This window comes from Sporichthyaceae bacterium, from assembly GCA_036269075.1.
Lineage (GTDB): Bacteria > Actinomycetota > Actinomycetes > Sporichthyales > Sporichthyaceae > DASQPJ01.
Map to the genome: position 1 here is coordinate 51,989 of DATASX010000045.1, position 15,840 is coordinate 67,828.

Consider the following 15,840-nt stretch of genomic DNA (forward strand, 5'->3'; position numbering starts at 1 on the left):
CGGACGAGGATCAGTGTGTCCGCCGCGGTAGTCCGCCCGCCGGGACTTGACCAAACCCGGGGGCCGAAGCGTCCGGTTTTGCGCGCATCAAGGGGGTTGCGTCCACCACTCGGATGGCCCTTCCGGGCGGTGATTCGCTGTGAGGCGCGCAACGCGGATCACATCGGCGTAACTCCGTGCGGCGGGCGATACCGGTGTCAGAGGCCGCCGATGAGCTGTTCGCGCAGGCCTCGGCGGAACTGCTCGAGGGCCACGAGTTCGCTGAACATCTTGGTGTGCTCGTCCGGGCGCTCCACCGGGTTGACGCGTTGCAACTTGCCGCTGAGCGCGTCGATCTGGCGGCTGACCGCCGCGACCTGCACCGCGGCCAGTTGCTCGGCGGCGTAGCGCCGGTCCGGTTCGCCCGGGGTGTGCGGCGGGTCGACCGCCAGCTCCGCGACCAGGGCCCGGACGACGTCGTCGCCGGCCTGCTCGCGGACCTGTCCGATCCATCTCTCGCCGGCACCGGCCGCGGCAGTGCCCCCGGCGGCCACGACGGCCTGGTGGATCAGCAGATGGGCGCCGGCGCAGAACGCGTCCGGTTCCAACGCGTCGAAGCGCGGGCCGAGCAACTGCGGGAACTGCAGGGCCAGTTTGAGCAGTTCACGCTCCACCACCAGCGCGGGCTCCTTGGGGTCAGGGCGTTCCACGCCGCGACCCGCCGCCTGACGCCCCGTCACCTGCGCCCCGCGGGAGCGTTGGGCCAGTTCGCCGAGCACCGCCTCGACGTCCATGCCCAGCCAACCGGCCAGTCGCCGCCCGTACTCCTGCCGTAGGGCACGGTCGCGGATGCCGAGCACTGCCGGCGCGGCGGCCTGCATGGCAGCCACCCGACCTTCGGCGGTCTCCAGGTCGTGGCGGCCCAGAATGCCGCGGATCGCGAACTCGAAAAGCGGGACGCGATTGGCGACCAGGTCGCGGACGGCCGCGTCGCCCTTGGAAATCCGCAGGTCGCAGGGGTCCAGGCCGTCGGGCTCGACCGCGACGAAGGTCTGGGTGGTGAACCGCTGGTCCTGCTCCTCGTAGGCCTTGCGAGCGGCGGCCTGCCCGGCCGCGTCGCCGTCGAAGGTGAAGATGACCTCGCCGCGGAACTCACTGGCGTCCATCAGCAGGCGGCGCAGCAGTTTCACGTGCTCGACGCCGAACGCAGTCCCGCAGGTGGCGACGGCGGTCGGGACGCCCGCGAGGTGGCAGGCCATCACGTCGGTGTAGCCCTCGACGATCACCGCCTGGCCGCGGCGTTTGATGTCCTTCTTGGCCGACTCGATCCCGTAGAGCAGTTGGCTCTTCTTGTAGATCGGGGTCTCGGGCGTGTTGACGTACTTGGCCTCGATGCGGTCGTCGTCGAACAGTCGCCGAGCCCCGAATCCCACGATGTCGCCGGTGACGTCGTGGATCGGCCACATCAAGCGGCCCATGAATCGGTCCAGCAGGCCGCGTTGGCCTTCCCGGGCCAGGCCCGCGGTGACCAACTCCTCGTCCTTGAACTGACGCCCCCTCAGATGTTTCACGAGGGCGTCCCAGGACCGTGGCGCGAATCCGACGCCGAACTGCTGGGCGGCGGCCGCGTCGAAGCCCCGCTGGTCCAGGAACTCACGACCCTTGGCCGCCTCGGGCGACTCGGCCAGCAGGCTCGCGTAGTAGTCGGCCGCGGCGTGGTGGGCGGCGACCAGGCGGCTGCGACCACCTTGCGGGCGGTTCGGGACCGCGCCGCCCTCCTCGTAGCGCAACGTGATGCCGGCCCGGCCCGCGAGGCGCTCGATGGCCTCGGTGAAGCTGAGGCTGTCGGACTTCATCACGAAGTCGATGACGTCGCCGCCGACCCCGCAACCGAAGCAGTGGAAGTAGCCACGCGACGGGCTGACGTTGAACGAGGGGGTCTTCTCCTCGTGGAACGGGCACAGGCCCTTGAGGGAGCCGCCGCCGGCATTGCGCAGGCCGACCGAGGCGCCGACGACGTCGGCGATCGCCGATCGCTCCCGGACCAGGGCGACGTCCTCGTCCTTGATCCGTCCACCGGCCACGTCCGGGAGTCTATGGCGGCCGATCCGAACCTAAGTGTCGGTGGCCCGGCCTAGAGTCGGGCCGACGCCGTCGAGGGGAGCCCGCCGTGTCCGCCGAGCACGACCTGCTGATCGAAGCCCTGAACCATCAGCGCGACCTGCTGCGGCACACCGCCGCCGGGCTGAGCGACGAGCAGGCCCGGGTCGCGAGCACGGTCAGCGCGCTCTGCGTCGGAGGCCTGGTGAAGCATCTGACCAACGTCGAACGGCGGTGGACGAACTTCATCACCGTCGGGGCGGAGGCATTCGGCAATTTCAGTGCGGAGTCGTTCGCCGCCCATCAGGCCAGCTTCGTGATGGGCCCCGACGAGCACCTGGACGCGGTGCTGGCCGGCTACGCGGAGGCCGGTGCTGACACCGACGCACGCATCCGCTCGGTGCCCGACCTGTCCGTCGAGCAAGCGCTGCCGGTCACGCCGTGGTGGCCGGAGGGTTCGCGGTGGAGCGCCCGTCGGGTGGCGCTGCACGTGGCCCTGGAAACCGCCCAGCACTGCGGGCACGCCGACATCCTCCGCGAGGCCATCGACGGCCAGAAGACGATGGGCTGAGAGGCTCCGGGCTCAGCCCCGGGCGCCTACCTGGGCGCCGACCTGGGGCATCCCGAGCAGGACCGGTGAGCCGTCCCCGGGCCCCGTAGGCGCGTCGGCGGCAGCGGCTTGGGCGGCGTCCCAGGCCTCGCCGGCTCGGGTTCGGCGGGGCGCGCTGACGCCACGGTCGGCGACGAGGTGGTGCGGGGCGGCGTAGGTGATCTCGGCGGTGAGGAAGTCGCCGGGCCGGGGCAAGGCCGCGTCGTCGGCAGGGCGGAAGTGCACCAGGCGATTGTCGCGGGCCCGGCCGGTCATGCGCGCGGTGTCGGCGTCCTTGCGGCCCTCGCCGGTGGCCACCAGCACCTCGACCTCGCGACCCACCTGCATTTTTGCCTGGTCCCAGGAGATCTGCTCCTGGAGCGCGACCAACCGGAGGTAACGCTCCTGGACGACCTCGGCCGGCACCTGGTCGGGCAGATCGGCCGCCGGGGTCCCCGGACGTTTCGAGTACTGGAACGTGAATGCCGAGGCGAACTTGGCAGCGGCCACGACCTCGAGCGTGGCCGTGAAGTCGGCCTCGGTCTCGCCGGGGAAGCCCACGATGATGTCGGTGGTGATCGCCGCGTCCGGGATGGCGGCGCGGACCCGCTCGATGATCCCGAGATAGCGCTCGGCCCGGTAGGAGCGGCGCATCGCCCGCAGGATCGCGTCGGACCCGGACTGCAGCGGCATGTGCAGCGCGGGCATCACGTTCGGGGTCTGCGCCATCGCCGCGATGACGTCGTCGGTGAAGTAGGCCGGGTGGGGTGAGGTGAACCGGACGCGCTCCAGACCGTCGATCCCGCCACAGGCCCGAAGCAACTGGCCGAACGCCTCGCGGTCGCCGAATTCGACGCCGTAGGAGTTCACGTTCTGCCCGAGCAGCGTCACCTCGACGACGCCGTCGGCGACCAGGGCCTCGATCTCGGCCAGGATGTCGCCGGGCCGCCGGTCCTTCTCGGTGCCCCGCAGCGACGGGACGATGCAGAACGTGCAGGTGTTGTTGCAGCCGACCGAGATCGCGACCCACGCCGCGTAGGTGCTTTCGCGCCGGGCCGGCAACGTCGAGGGGAACACCTCGAGTGACTCGAGGATCTCGACCTGCGCCTCCTCCATGACTCGAGCGCGTTCGAGCAGCACCGGCAGCGAACCCACGTTGTGGGTCCCGAAGACCACGTCGACCCAGGGCGCCCGACGCACGATCTCCGAGCGGTCCTTCTGCGCCAGGCAACCACCGACCGCGATCTGCATCCCCGGCCTCCCGGCCTTGACCGAGGCGACGTGGCCGAGGTTGCCGTAGAGCCGGTTGTCGGCGTTCTCCCGCACCGCACAGGTGTTGTAGACGACAACGTCGGGGACCTCGTCGTCGCCCACCCGCAGGTAGCCCGCAGCCTCCAGCGACCCGGCGAGGCGCTCGGAGTCGTGGACGTTCATCTGGCACCCGTAGGTGCGGATCTGGTAGGTGCGGGACACACCTCAAGGCTACGGGGCGCACGCGGGTGCCCCGCCACCCGCAACGTCAGCGAAAGTGAGGCCTATAGGCCTCACTTTCGCTGACGTCAGGGCTCAAACACTGCGCCCTCGGCCTCCAGCGCCTCCCGGATCACCCGGTAGGCCAGCTGCGAGGAGTACCCCTTTCGTGCCAGCAGCGAGGCGGTGCGGCGGAAGCGCACGGTGGTGTCCAGGCCGCGGGTGGCGGCCAGGCGCTTGGCGGCGAGCTCGCGGGCGGTGTCCGCCTCGCGGTCCGGGTCGAGCCCGGCGACCGCCTCCTCCACCAAGGGGTCGGCGACGCCACGGCTGCGCAGTTCGTGGGCCAGGGCGCGCCGGGCCAACCCGCGCCCGGCGTGTCGACTGCCCACCCAGGCCTCGGCGAACGCCACGTCGTCGACCAACCCGACCTCGGTCAGCCGCTCGAGGACCCGCTGCGCCACCTGCTCGTCGATCCCCCGCCGGGCCATCGCCGCAGCCAGTTGCGCCGCCGTGCGCGGCCCGGCGGTCAGCTGACGCAGGCACAGGTCGCGGGCCTTCGTCTCCTCGTCCGGGGCATCCCCGGACGAGGTGTCCTGGCGCTCCGGGCCGACTGGGCGACCGGCAGCAGCCCGCATCCGTCAGAAGTCCGTCGGGGTGGAGACCTCCGGGCCGGTGTCGCGGTCGACCTGCGGGCCGACACCCAACTTCTCCTTGATCTTCTTCTCGATCTCGTCGGCGAGGTCGGGGTTGTCGCGCAGGAAGTTGCGGGCGTTCTCCTTGCCCTGGCCGAGTTGGTCGCCCTCGTAGGTGTACCAAGCACCGGACTTGCGGACGAAGCCGTGCTCCACACCCATGTCGATCAAGCCACCCTCGCGGCTGATGCCCTGGCCGTAGATGATGTCGAACTCGGCCTGCTTGAACGGCGCGGCCATCTTGTTCTTCACGACCTTGACCCGGGTCCGGTTGCCGACCGCGTCGGTGCCGTCCTTCAAGGTCTCGATGCGCCGCACGTCCAGACGGATCGAGGCGTAGAACTTCAGCGCCCGCCCACCGGTAGTGGTCTCCGGGCTGCCGAACATCACGCCGATCTTCTCGCGCAACTGGTTGATGAAGATCGCCGTCGTGTTCGACGAGCTCAATGCACCGGTGATCTTGCGCAACGCCTGGCTCATCAGCCGGGCCTGCAGGCCGACGTGGCTGTCGCCCATCTCGCCCTCGATCTCCGCACGCGGCACGAGGGCGGCCACGGAGTCGATCACGATGATGTCGATGGCCCCGGAGCGGATCAGCATGTCCGCGATCTCCAGCGCCTGCTCACCGGTGTCCGGCTGGGAGACCAGCAGGTTGTCGGTGTCCACGCCGAGCTTCTTGGCGTACTCCGGGTCCAGGGCGTGCTCGGCGTCGATGAACGCGGCCACCCCACCTGCCCGCTGTGCGTTGGCCACCGCATGCAGCGCGACCGTGGTCTTACCACTGGACTCCGGGCCGTAGATCTCCACGACGCGACCACGCGGCAGGCCACCGATGCCCAGCGCCACGTCGAGGGCCACCGACCCGGTCGGGATGACCTCGACCGGTGCTCGTGCGTCGTCGCCCAGACGCATGATCGAGCCCTTGCCGAACTGTCGCTCGATCTGGGTCAGCGCCGAGTCGAGTGCCTTGTCCTTGTCGCGGTCTGCTGCTGCAGGCATTTCCCCACCTGTTCGTGTCGTCGGGTGCGCGAGGTGCGCTGTTCCTGGCACCGGACGTTAGGCGGCGGGTCCGACAATTTCCGTCGTCCCGTCGCCCGGTCGCCGAAGACCGGGCCACCTCGATGCACAAAACTTAGATCGAACACCCGTTCGATCCTAGTCGACACACCGGTGGAAGTCGGTGCTCGAGTTCCGCGGCCCCGCAGGCCGCCGCGACGACGTCCGTCACGGACGACCACATCACGTGATGGCGCTCAGCGACGTGCCTTCGGAGCCTCCGGAGGGAACTCCGGCAACTCCATCGCCGCGCACACCGCCCGCCAGACGGTCCGGACGTCGACCCCGGCCGCCAACGCCTGCTCGACCGTGCGCCCCCCGAGTTGGGCCACGACATAGTCGCGGGCGAAGGACTCGGCGTAACCCGGCCCGAACTGGTCGTTCATCCGGGACCAGAACTCCGTCAGCCGCATGACCCCACCGTGCCGCAACCTCCGGGCAAAAACGAACCGCCCCTCGACGACGTCGAGGGGCGGTCGAGGATCAGCATCAGGCCGGTGCGGAGAGCGCCTCCGCGTCCTCCAGCCGCTTCAGGGTCGCGTCCCAACCGTCGCCGGGCTGCTCGGAGGCCAGCACCTCGAGCTCAGCGCGGATCTTCGCCCCGTGGCCGGCGACGGCCAGCGTGCGGATCTCCTCGACGAAGGCGTCGGAGTTGGTCTTCAGGTTCGGGGTCCGCCCGGTGGTGATGTTGCGGACATACGCGTTGCGCCCACTGTTCAACGGGATCACGTACTTGACCTCACCCAGCGCGGAGACCGCACCCGAGGCGGAACCCGCACCGGCGCGGACTGACGCACGCGAAGTCTTTGACTGCTTACCACCGGCCACGACAACTCCCACGAAACAAGACCACGGACACGCCTCGGAGCCCGCGGCGCGACGTCGATCGTACCGGTCGGCGGAGGTGCCTCGCTCAGTCGCACAGGATCCGGTCGAGACGGCGTGCCGCCACTGTGGTCCCGACGGCTGCCAGCCCCAGCAGGACGGCCACGTGCCACAGCAGTCCGGGACCGACCACCCCGGTCGTGAGGCCCCGGACGACGACCACCCCGTGGTAGAGCGGACTCAGCTCGAGCAGCGGCCGGACCCCGGACGGGCAACGGCTGGGCGGGTAGAAGGTGGCCGAGAACAGGAACAGTGGCAGCAGCACCACCGAGACCCACTCCAGGTCGCCCCAGTGCCGTACGTAGGTCGTCGCCGCCGCGCCGATCGAGGCGAATGCGGCTCCGATCAGCCACGCGGCGGGCACCGCGAGCACTGCCCACGCCGAGCGCACCAGGCCGAGCGCGGCCATCGCCGCCACGAAGAACACGGCATAGGTGCCGCCACGGATCGTCGCCGACACGATCTCCCCGACCGCGATGTCACGAGGCCCTAGCGGGGTCGCCCGGATCGCCTCGAACACCCTGGCATGCCGCAGCTTGTGGTGCAGGTTGTACGTCGAGTCCAGCACCGACCCGTTCATCGCCGAGGCGGCCAGCATCGCCGGGGCGAGGAACACCTGGTACGACATCGGCCGCCCGTCGGGCCCGGTGACGTCGCCGACCAGGTGCGAGACCCCGACGGACAGCGACAGCAGGTAGAACATCGGCTCGAAGAAGCCGGACACGTACGCCGCCCAGCACCGGCGGTTGTTGAGCATGTTCCGTTCCATCACGTACCGGGCCGCGAACCGCGACGTGCGGACCGGCAACGTCGCGGTCATCGCCGTGCCTCCGTCCGCCCCGTGCGGGCCCGTGGTGGCGGGCACTGTGACGTTGATTCACTCGCAAGCTCGCTCATGTGGCCAACGCCTTGCGATAGGCCGCCGCGGCGAGCCATCCCCCGACCAGCGCCCAGCAGGCCAGGTACGCGACGTGGCCGAGCGCGGGCAGCGGGTGCGCCTGTCCCAGGCACAGGTCGCGGCACAGCGCGACGCCGTGCCACAGCGGGGTCGCCCACGCGACGACCCGCAGCACTGCCGGCAACTGGCTGATCGGGAAGAAGACGCCGGAGAACAGGAACAACGGGATGACCACGAAGCGCTGCAGTGCCGCGTAGGCCTGATCATGGGTGCGACCGACGCTGAACGCCGCCGCCGGCGCGGCGTGGGCCAATCCGCACAGGACGGCGACCGGCCAGGCCGCGACAGCCCATGGCGAGTCCAGCGCCCCGAACAGCGCGGCGACCACCAGGAAGGCGCCCGCGCCGAGCCCAGCCCGGGCGCCGGCGAACAACACGTGCCCGGCCATAGCGTCGGACGGCCGCAGCGGTGTGGCCACCATCGCCACGTAGGACCGCGACCAGCGCATCGCGTTGCCGACCGGCCAGGTGTTCTCCCCCACTGCGGTCTGCATGGCGGTGGCCGCCAGCAGCCCGGGGGCCAGGAACGCCAGGTAGCTGTGCCCGCCCAACGGCGCGGCCGACCCGCCGTGGTCGATCAGCCCGCCGAGCCCGACCCCCATCGCGGCCAGGTACAGCGCGGGGTTGATGAAGCTGATCAGCAACGAGGTCCGCCACCAGCGGCGGTACTGGACCACGAAATAGTGCAGGGCACGCCCGGCCGGCGCGACGGTGGGCATCAGTCGACCAACTTTCGTCCCCGACCCGTGAGGCGCAGGAAGACGGCCTCTCCCAGGCAGCGACGGACCATCAGTCGACCAGCGTCCGGCCCGTGAGCCGCAGGAATACGTCCTCCAGGCCGGACCGCCGCACCAGCACGCTCGCCGCGGGCGGGCTCCGATGGGCGGCCGCCGCGGCGACGGTGTCGCCGTCCTCGACGTAGAGCAGGACCCGGTCGGCCACCCGTTCGACCCGACCGGCCAGGTCGACGTAGGTCTCGACCGGCGGCACGTCGCCGGCGAACCGCAGCTCGACGACCTCCCGCGAGCTGTACCGCTCGATCAGCTCGCGCGGCGACCCCTCGGCCACGATCAGCCCGCCGTCCAGCACCACGAGCCGGTCGCACAACTGCTCGGCCTCGTCCATGTAGTGGGTCGTCAGGACCAGGGTCACGCCCTCCCGCTTGAGCCGGGACAGCCGGTCCCAGACCGAATGGCGGGCCTGCGGGTCCAGCCCGGTGGTCGGTTCGTCGAGCAGCAGCAACTGTGGTGAGTTCACCAGCGAGCGAGCGATGGTCAACCGCCGTTTCATCCCGCCCGACAGCGTCGCTACGCGGGCGTCGGACCGGTCGGTCAGCTGCACGAACTCCAGCAGTTCCGCGGCCCGGGCCCGCGCCGCGGACCAGCCGATGCCGAAGTAGCGGGCGTAGACCAGCAGGTTCTCCCGCACCGTCAGGTCGTTGTCGAGCGTGTCCTCCTGCGGGACCACGCCCAGTCGAGCCCGGATCCGGGCCCCGGCGGCGACCGGGTCCTCCCCGAACACCCGCAAAAACCCCGCGGTCGGCGGCGACACGCACTGGATCATCCGCATGGTCGAGGACTTTCCGGCGCCGTTCGGGCCGAGAAAGCCGAAGGACTGCCCGGCGGGGATGTCGAAGTCGATCCCGGACACGGCCGTGAACGACCCGTAGGACTTGGTCAGCCCGCGCGCGCTGACCAGAACCGGCGGCGCCGGGGCCGTCTGCGGCGCGACGGACTCCTGCCCGATCTGTGTCCCTCCCATGGCCGGGCACGCTACCTGCCGCCCACCCACAAACTCACGGACGGCAAACTGTCGGCCCCGCGATGCAGGATGGCTTCGTGACCCAACCCACGCCCGATCCCACTCCGCCGGATCCTGGAGGCGCGCTGGACCGGTTCGCCCCGGCCACCCAGGCGTGGTTCCGGGGCGCGTTCCACGCGCCGACTGCGGCGCAGGCCGCGGCCTGGGACGCGATCGGGGCGGGCCGGAACGTGCTGGTGGTGGCGCCGACCGGGTCGGGAAAGACGTTGGCGGCGTTCCTGGCCGCGTTGGACGGGCTGACCGCGAACCCGGCGCCGGCCGAGCGCAGCCAACGCTGCCGGGTGCTGTACGTGTCACCGCTGAAGGCATTGGCGGTCGACGTCGAGCGAAACCTACGGGCGCCGCTGGCCGGGATCCGGCAGGCGGCGGTGCGGTTGGGCCAGCCGGAGCCGGTGGTCGAGGTCGGGATGCGGACCGGCGACACCTCGGCGGCCGACCGGCGGCGGCTGGGAACCCGTCCGCCGGACATCCTGATCACCACTCCGGAGTCGCTGTTCCTGTTGCTGACCTCGCAGGCCCGGGAGTCGCTGTCCGGCGTCGAGACGGTGATCATCGACGAGGTCCATGCGGTCGCCGGCACCAAGCGCGGCGCGCACCTGGCGTTGTCGCTGGAGCGGTTGGACGCCTTGCTGGGGCGGCCGGCGCAACGCATCGGCCTGTCGGCGACCGTCCGGCCGGTCGAGGAGGTCGCCCGGTTCCTCGGCGGCGCGGCCGAGGTGGCCGTGGTCAAACCACCGTCGGAGAAGACCGTCGAGGTCTCCGTGGTCGTGCCGGTGCCCGACATGAGCGAACTGGCCGGCAGCGGGATGCGCGACGACGGGAAGCCGGGCAACTCGATCTGGCCGCACGTCGAGGAGCGCATCCACGACCTGATCGCCGCGCACCGTTCCACGATCGTGTTCGTGAACTCCCGGCGGCTGGCCGAGCGGTTGACCCAGCGGCTCAACGAGATCGCCGCGGAACGGGCCGGGGAGAGCCTGCCGGGCGCTCAGTCGGTCCAACCGGCCCAGGTGCTCGCGGCCTCCGGAGCCTCGCGCGGGGCGGGCGAGGTGCTGGCCCGGGCCCACCACGGCTCGGTGTCCAAGGAGCAGCGGGCCATCACCGAGGAGGAGCTGAAATCCGGGCGGCTGCCGGCCGTGGTGGCGACCTCCAGCCTCGAACTGGGCATCGACATGGGCGCCGTCGACCTGGTCGTGCAGGTCGAGTCGCCGCCTTCGGTCGCCGCCGGCCTGCAACGCATCGGCCGGGCCGGCCACCAGGTGGGCGCGGTCAGCCGTGGGGTGATGTTCCCGAAGCACCGGGGCGATCTGGTGCCGGCCGCGGTCACGTCCGAACGAATGGCGGCCGGGAGCATCGAGGCGATCCGGGTGCCGCGCAACCCGTTGGACGTGCTGGCCCAGCACCTGGTGGCGATGGTGGCCATGGACGAGTGGGACGTCGAGGCCGCGCTCGCGCTGGTCACCCGCGCCGCGTCGTTCACCGCGTTGCCGCGCAGTTCGTTCGACGCCGTGCTCGACATGCTGGCCGGCCGCTACCCGTCCGACGCGTTCGCCGAGCTGCGCCCGCGGCTGGTCTGGGATCGCGTGACCGGCACGCTGCGGTCCCGGCCGGGCGCGCAGCGGCTGGCCGTCACCAGCGGCGGCACCATCCCCGACCGCGGCCTGTTCGGGGTGTTCCTGGTCGGGGAGAAGGCCTCCCGGGTCGGGGAGCTCGACGAGGAGATGGTCTACGAGTCGCGGGTCGGCGACGTGTTCACGCTGGGCTCTTCGAGCTGGCGGATCGAGGACATCACCCACGACAAGGTGCTGGTCTCGCCGGCGCCCGGGCAGCCGGGTCGGCTGCCGTTCTGGAAGGGCGATCAGCTGGGCCGCCCGATCGAGTTGGGTCGGGCGCTGGGCGCCTTCCAGCGGGAGTTGATCCGGTCGGACACCGCGACCGCGACCGAACGCCTACGTCGGTGCGGCCTGGACGACTGGGCCGGTAAGAATCTGCTGGCCTATCTCGACGAGCAGCGGGCGGCGACCGGTCACGTGCCCGACGACCGGACCATCGTCGTGGAGCGGTTCCGCGACGAACTGGGCGACTGGCGGTTCTGCATCCACTCCCCATTCGGCGCCCAGGTGCACGCGCCGTGGGCGTTGGCGATCTCCGGGCGTCTTCGTCGGCAGTTCGGTATCGACGTCCAGGCGATGCACGCCGACGACGGCATCGTGCTGCGGTTGCCCGACATCGACGAACTGCCCGACGACGGCAGCCTCTCCGCCGTCCTCGACCCGGACGACGTCTCGGCCGCGGTCACCCAGGAGGTGGGCGGCTCGGCCCTGTTCGCGGCCCGGTTCCGCGAGTGCGCGGCCCGGGCGCTGCTGCTGCCCCGCCGCGACCCGGGGCGGCGTTCGCCGTTGTGGCAGCAGCGGCAGCGGGCCGCGTCGCTGCTGTCGGTCGCCGCGCAGTACCCGACGTTCCCGATCCTGCTGGAGACGATGCGGGAGTGCCTGCAGGACGTGTTCGACGTCCCGGGCCTGACCGAGTTGATGTCGGACATCGCCAAGGGCTCGGTACGCGTGGTCGAGGTCGAGACCTCGATGCCCTCCCCTTTCGCGCGTTCGCTCCTGTTCGGGTACGTGGCGGCGTTCATCTACGAGGGCGACTCGCCGCTGGCCGAGCGCCGGGCGGCCGCGTTGGCCCTGGACTCGACGTTGCTGGCCGAACTGCTCGGCGCGGCCGACCTGCGGGAACTGCTCGAGGCAGAGGCGATCGAGCGGGTCGAAGGCGAGCTCCAACGGTTGGTGACGGAACGTCAGGTCCACACGCTGGAGGGCGTAGCCGACCTGCTGCGGTGGCTCGGCCCGCTGACGACCGAGGAAGCGATCGCTCGCGGCGGCACGCCGACCTGGCTGGCGGAGCTGGAGGCCACGCGCCGGGCAATCCGGGTCCGAATCGCCGGGATCGAGCGCTGGGCGGCGGTGGAGGACGCCGGTCGGCTGTCCGACGCGCTCGGCGTGGCCCTGCCGGTCGGGGTTCCGGTGGCCTTCACCGAGCCGGTGGCCGATCCGCTGGGCGACCTGCTCTCCCGGTGGGCCCGCACGCACGGGCCGTTCACCACCGGCGATGTCGCGACTCAGTTCGGTCTGGGCACGGCTGTCGTCCGGGCCGCGTTGACCCGGCTGCAGGCCGGCGGACGGGTGGTGGCCGGGGAGTTCCGGCCGGGCGGCGCGGGCGCGGAGTGGTGCGACACCGAGGTGTTGCGCCGGCTGCGCAGGCTGTCGATCGCCTTGCTGCGCAAGGAGATCGAGCCGGTCGAGCAGGTCGCGCTGGCCCGGTTCCTGCCCACCTGGCAACACCTCGGGTCCGATTCGTTGCGTGGGATCGACGGGCTGCTGCGGGTGGTCGACCAGTTGCAGGGCGCCGCGGTCCCGGCCTCGGCGTTGGAGACGTTGATCCTGCCCGCCCGGGTCGCCGACTACCGCCCGGCGATGCTCGACGAGGTGACCGCGGCCGGCGAGGTGCTCTGGGCCGGGCGCGGCGCCCTGCCCGGCGACGACGGCTGGGTCTGCCTGTATCTGGCCGACAGTGCGCCGCTGCTGCTGCCCGCGGTCGACCCGGCCGCCGCTGAGGGCCAGTTGCCCGGCGCGGTGCTGGAAGCCCTGGCCGCCGGCCACGCACTGTTCTTCCGGCAACTGTCCGACCGGGTCGGCGCCACGGACGACACGGCACTGGCCAACGCGATCTGGGACCTGGTCTGGGCAGGCCGGTTGACCAACGACACCCTGGCCCCGTTGCGCACGTTGCTCGGTTCCCGGGGGGGCTCACGGAGCCGCCCGGCGGCACCACGCCCCCGGTACGCGGGGCGCCGGCAGGGGTTCGGGCGCCCGGTGATGCCGACCCGGTCCGGCCCGCCGACGGTGGCCGGCCGGTGGTCACTGCTGCCCGAACCGACCGCCGACCCGACCCGATGTGCCCAGGCCGCCGCGGACGTGCTGCTCGACCGGCACGGGGTGCTGACCCGTGGCGCGGTGGTCGCCGAGCGACTGCCGGGCGGATTCGCCGCGGCCTACCGGGTGCTGAAGGCCTTCGAGGAGGCCGGGCGGTGCAGCCGGGGGTACGTGGTGGCCGGGCTCGGCGCGGCGCAGTTCGCACTCCCCGGGGCGATCGACCGGGTCCGGGCCCAGCCCGCGACAGCCGATGCCCGACCGCGGGCGCTGGTGCTGGCCGCCACCGATCCGGCCAACGCGTACGGCGCGGCACTGCCCTGGCCGGCCCGGCCGGACGAGGCGGCCTCGGGCCACAAGCCGGGCCGGAAGGCGGGCGCGCTGGTGGTGCTGGTCGACGGCGCCCTCGTGCTCTACGTGGAGCGCGGTGGGCGTTCGCTGCTGACCTGGCCGGCGGCCGATGAGCGCCTGCAACCCGCCGCCGACGCCCTCGCGCTGGCGGTGCGCGAAGGCGCGTTGGGCAAGCTCACCGTCGAGCGGGCCGACGGCGGCGCCGTGGGCGATTCCGCGTTGGGTCGCGCGTTGGAGGCGGCCGGGTTCCGGGCGACCCCCCGCGGGCTGCGCCTACGGACCTGAACCGGGCTCAGGTGCGCGCCGGCAGCGTCAGGCCGCGACCACGGTCTGGTCGGCCGCGTCGGAGACCGAGATCGGCTCCAGTGGCAGCACGTTGGCCGGGACGGTCTCGGCCACGGCGAGTGAGTCGCTGACGTCACGCATCAGGTCGGACATGCGCACGCCGAGTGCTTCGCAGATGGCGGCAAGCAGTTCGGAGGACGCTTCCTTCTGCCCACGCTCGACCTCGGAGAGGTACCCGAGCGACACGCGGGCGGAGCCGGAGACCTCACGCAGGGTCCGGCCCTGGGCCTGCCGGCGGGAACGCAGCACGTCCCCCACGAGCAGTCTCAGCAGGATCAACGTCCGGCCTTCCTTCCGACCTTGTCCGCGTGCCAGTTGTCACAAAGGTACTCGCCGACCGTCCCTCTTGCGATGTGTCCGGAACGTGTTCTTCATCGAACGTTCCTAATTGCTGACAGGCGTCATCAATTCCGGGTCGCGCGGACCGGTCGCGACGCGGGGGCATCGAGTAGCGGCAGGTCGAGCAGGTGCCGCCGGAGCAGGTCCAGGACGTGCACCACGGACAACTCACGGACCAGGTCGCGGCTCGGGGGCAGCGCCAGCCGGGCGACGACACAACCTTTGTCGGAGTCGACCGCTACGTACACGGTGCCCGCGGGAACGTCATCGACCGGGTCCGGCCCGGCCACGCCAGTGGTGGCCAGCCCGTACCGGGCGCCCAGCCGGGCGCGCACCCGGGCGGCCAGTGCCGCGGCCACGTCCGGATCGACCGGGCCCCGTTCGGCCAGCAGGTCGGCGGGTACGCCGAGTTCGGCCTTGGCCGCGGTGGCGTACACCAGTGCCCCGCCCAGGAACGTGGCCGAGGCACCGGACGGGTCGGTGAGCGCGGCACCGACCATGCCGCCGGTGACCGATTCCGCCACGGCCACCGTGCCGCCCTCAGCCAGCAGCAGGTCGCGCAGGACCTCCGGCATCTTGCGGCCGTCGGTGGAGTACGCGGCATCGCCGACTTGCGCAACGACCTGCTCGGTCGCCTCGGCAACCAGTTCCGGGTCGCCGGTGAGCCGCACCGCGACGTCGCCGGGGGCGGCGACGTACGCGAACCGCACGGCGCCGCGCGCCTCGAGGTCGGCCAGCGCCGCCGCGATCGTCGACTCGCCGGCCAGCGCCACCCGCACGGTCCGGGTCTCGCGTCGCTGCGTGGCGACGGTCTTGGCCAGGTACGGCACCACCTGCTCGTCGAGCATGGCGACCAGCTCGCGAGGAACGCCGGGCAAGGCGATCACGACCGCGCCGGCGAGCTCCATCCGCAGGCCGGGCGCGCTCCCCTGCGGGTTCGGCACGACCTCGGCCCCGACCGGGACGTCGGCCTGCCGCAGCGCCACGTCGGTCGGGACGACGTTCCACTGCGCGTACCGCGACCGGATCACGTCGATCAGCGTCGGGTCGCGGACCAGGTCCACCCCGGCCGCTGCCGCGAGCGCGTCGCGGGTCAGGTCGTCGGAGGTCGGGCCGAGCCCGCCGCTGCACAGCACGATGTCGGCCCGCGCGGTGGCCGCCCGCAGCGCCGCGACGATCTCGTCGAGGTCGTCCGCCACGTCGCAGACCATGGACAGGCCGAGCCCGAGCGAGCCGAGCGCGTCAGCAACCCGGGCCACGTTCGAGTTGAGCACCAGTCCGGACAGCAGTTCGTCGCCGACGGTGAGCAGCTCGACGCGGGTCATGG

General features: G+C 71.7%; 13 protein-coding genes. 2 read left to right on the plus strand and 11 right to left on the minus strand.

Features of this window, described 5'->3' with window-relative positions; genetic code table 11:
• Positions 1-197: 197 nt before the first annotated feature.
• Positions 198-2,063 (minus strand): DNA primase, encoded by a 1,866-nt coding sequence (gene dnaG, locus VHU88_08945; GenBank protein HEX3611796.1) that lies wholly within the window; start codon positions 2,061-2,063, stop codon positions 198-200.
• A gap of 86 nt (positions 2,064-2,149) precedes the next feature.
• On the opposite strand from dnaG, the gene VHU88_08950 reads away from it, so the two are divergent.
• Positions 2,150-2,650, plus strand: coding sequence for a DinB family protein (locus VHU88_08950; GenBank protein HEX3611797.1), 501 nt, complete (start codon positions 2,150-2,152; stop codon positions 2,648-2,650).
• 12 nt (positions 2,651-2,662) lie between these two features.
• Here the strand turns inward: VHU88_08950 and miaB are convergent, their stop codons facing one another.
• The 8 genes from miaB to VHU88_08990 all read right to left on the minus strand — a co-directional run bounded on the left by miaB (position 2,663) and on the right by VHU88_08990 (position 9,489).
• Positions 2,663-4,141, minus strand: coding sequence for a tRNA (N6-isopentenyl adenosine(37)-C2)-methylthiotransferase MiaB (gene miaB / locus VHU88_08955; GenBank protein ID HEX3611798.1), 1,479 nt, complete (start codon positions 4,139-4,141; stop codon positions 2,663-2,665).
• Positions 4,142-4,227: 86 nt separating this feature from the next.
• The gene (locus VHU88_08960) at positions 4,228-4,773 is read right to left on the minus strand and encodes a regulatory protein RecX (protein ID HEX3611799.1); all 546 of its coding nucleotides are present in this window, start codon (positions 4,771-4,773) and stop codon (positions 4,228-4,230) included.
• A gap of 3 nt (positions 4,774-4,776) precedes the next feature.
• Positions 4,777-5,829, minus strand: a complete 1,053-nt coding sequence (gene recA / locus VHU88_08965) for a recombinase RecA (protein ID HEX3611800.1) — start codon at positions 5,827-5,829, stop codon at positions 4,777-4,779.
• Positions 5,830-6,083: 254 nt separating this feature from the next.
• Complete coding sequence (locus tag VHU88_08970) at positions 6,084-6,299, minus strand: DUF3046 domain-containing protein (GenBank protein ID HEX3611801.1); 216 nt, start codon at positions 6,297-6,299, stop codon at positions 6,084-6,086.
• Between the two features lie 76 nt (positions 6,300-6,375).
• Positions 6,376-6,726, minus strand: a complete 351-nt coding sequence (locus tag VHU88_08975) for a hypothetical protein (protein HEX3611802.1) — start codon at positions 6,724-6,726, stop codon at positions 6,376-6,378.
• 73 nt (positions 6,727-6,799) lie between these two features.
• A complete protein-coding gene (locus VHU88_08980; protein ID HEX3611803.1) occupies positions 6,800-7,591 on the minus strand; it encodes an ABC transporter permease in 792 nt (263 codons plus the stop codon).
• A gap of 73 nt (positions 7,592-7,664) precedes the next feature.
• The gene (locus tag VHU88_08985; GenBank protein ID HEX3611804.1) at positions 7,665-8,447 is read right to left on the minus strand and encodes an ABC transporter permease; all 783 of its coding nucleotides are present in this window, start codon (positions 8,445-8,447) and stop codon (positions 7,665-7,667) included.
• 70 nt (positions 8,448-8,517) lie between these two features.
• A complete protein-coding gene (locus VHU88_08990; GenBank protein ID HEX3611805.1) occupies positions 8,518-9,489 on the minus strand; it encodes an ABC transporter ATP-binding protein in 972 nt (323 codons plus the stop codon).
• Positions 9,490-9,566: 77 nt separating this feature from the next.
• Between VHU88_08990 and VHU88_08995 the strand changes: the two genes are divergently transcribed.
• Positions 9,567-14,114 (plus strand): ATP-dependent helicase, encoded by a 4,548-nt coding sequence (locus tag VHU88_08995; GenBank protein HEX3611806.1) that lies wholly within the window; start codon positions 9,567-9,569, stop codon positions 14,112-14,114.
• A 27-nt stretch (positions 14,115-14,141) separates the two neighbouring features.
• On the opposite strand, the gene VHU88_09000 is transcribed toward VHU88_08995, so the two are convergent.
• A complete protein-coding gene (locus tag VHU88_09000; protein HEX3611807.1) occupies positions 14,142-14,453 on the minus strand; it encodes a helix-turn-helix transcriptional regulator in 312 nt (103 codons plus the stop codon).
• Between the two features lie 125 nt (positions 14,454-14,578).
• On the minus strand, positions 14,579-15,838 hold the full coding sequence (locus tag VHU88_09005; protein ID HEX3611808.1) for a CinA family nicotinamide mononucleotide deamidase-related protein: 1,260 nt from the start codon (positions 15,836-15,838) through the stop codon (positions 14,579-14,581).
• Positions 15,839-15,840 lie beyond the last annotated feature (2 nt).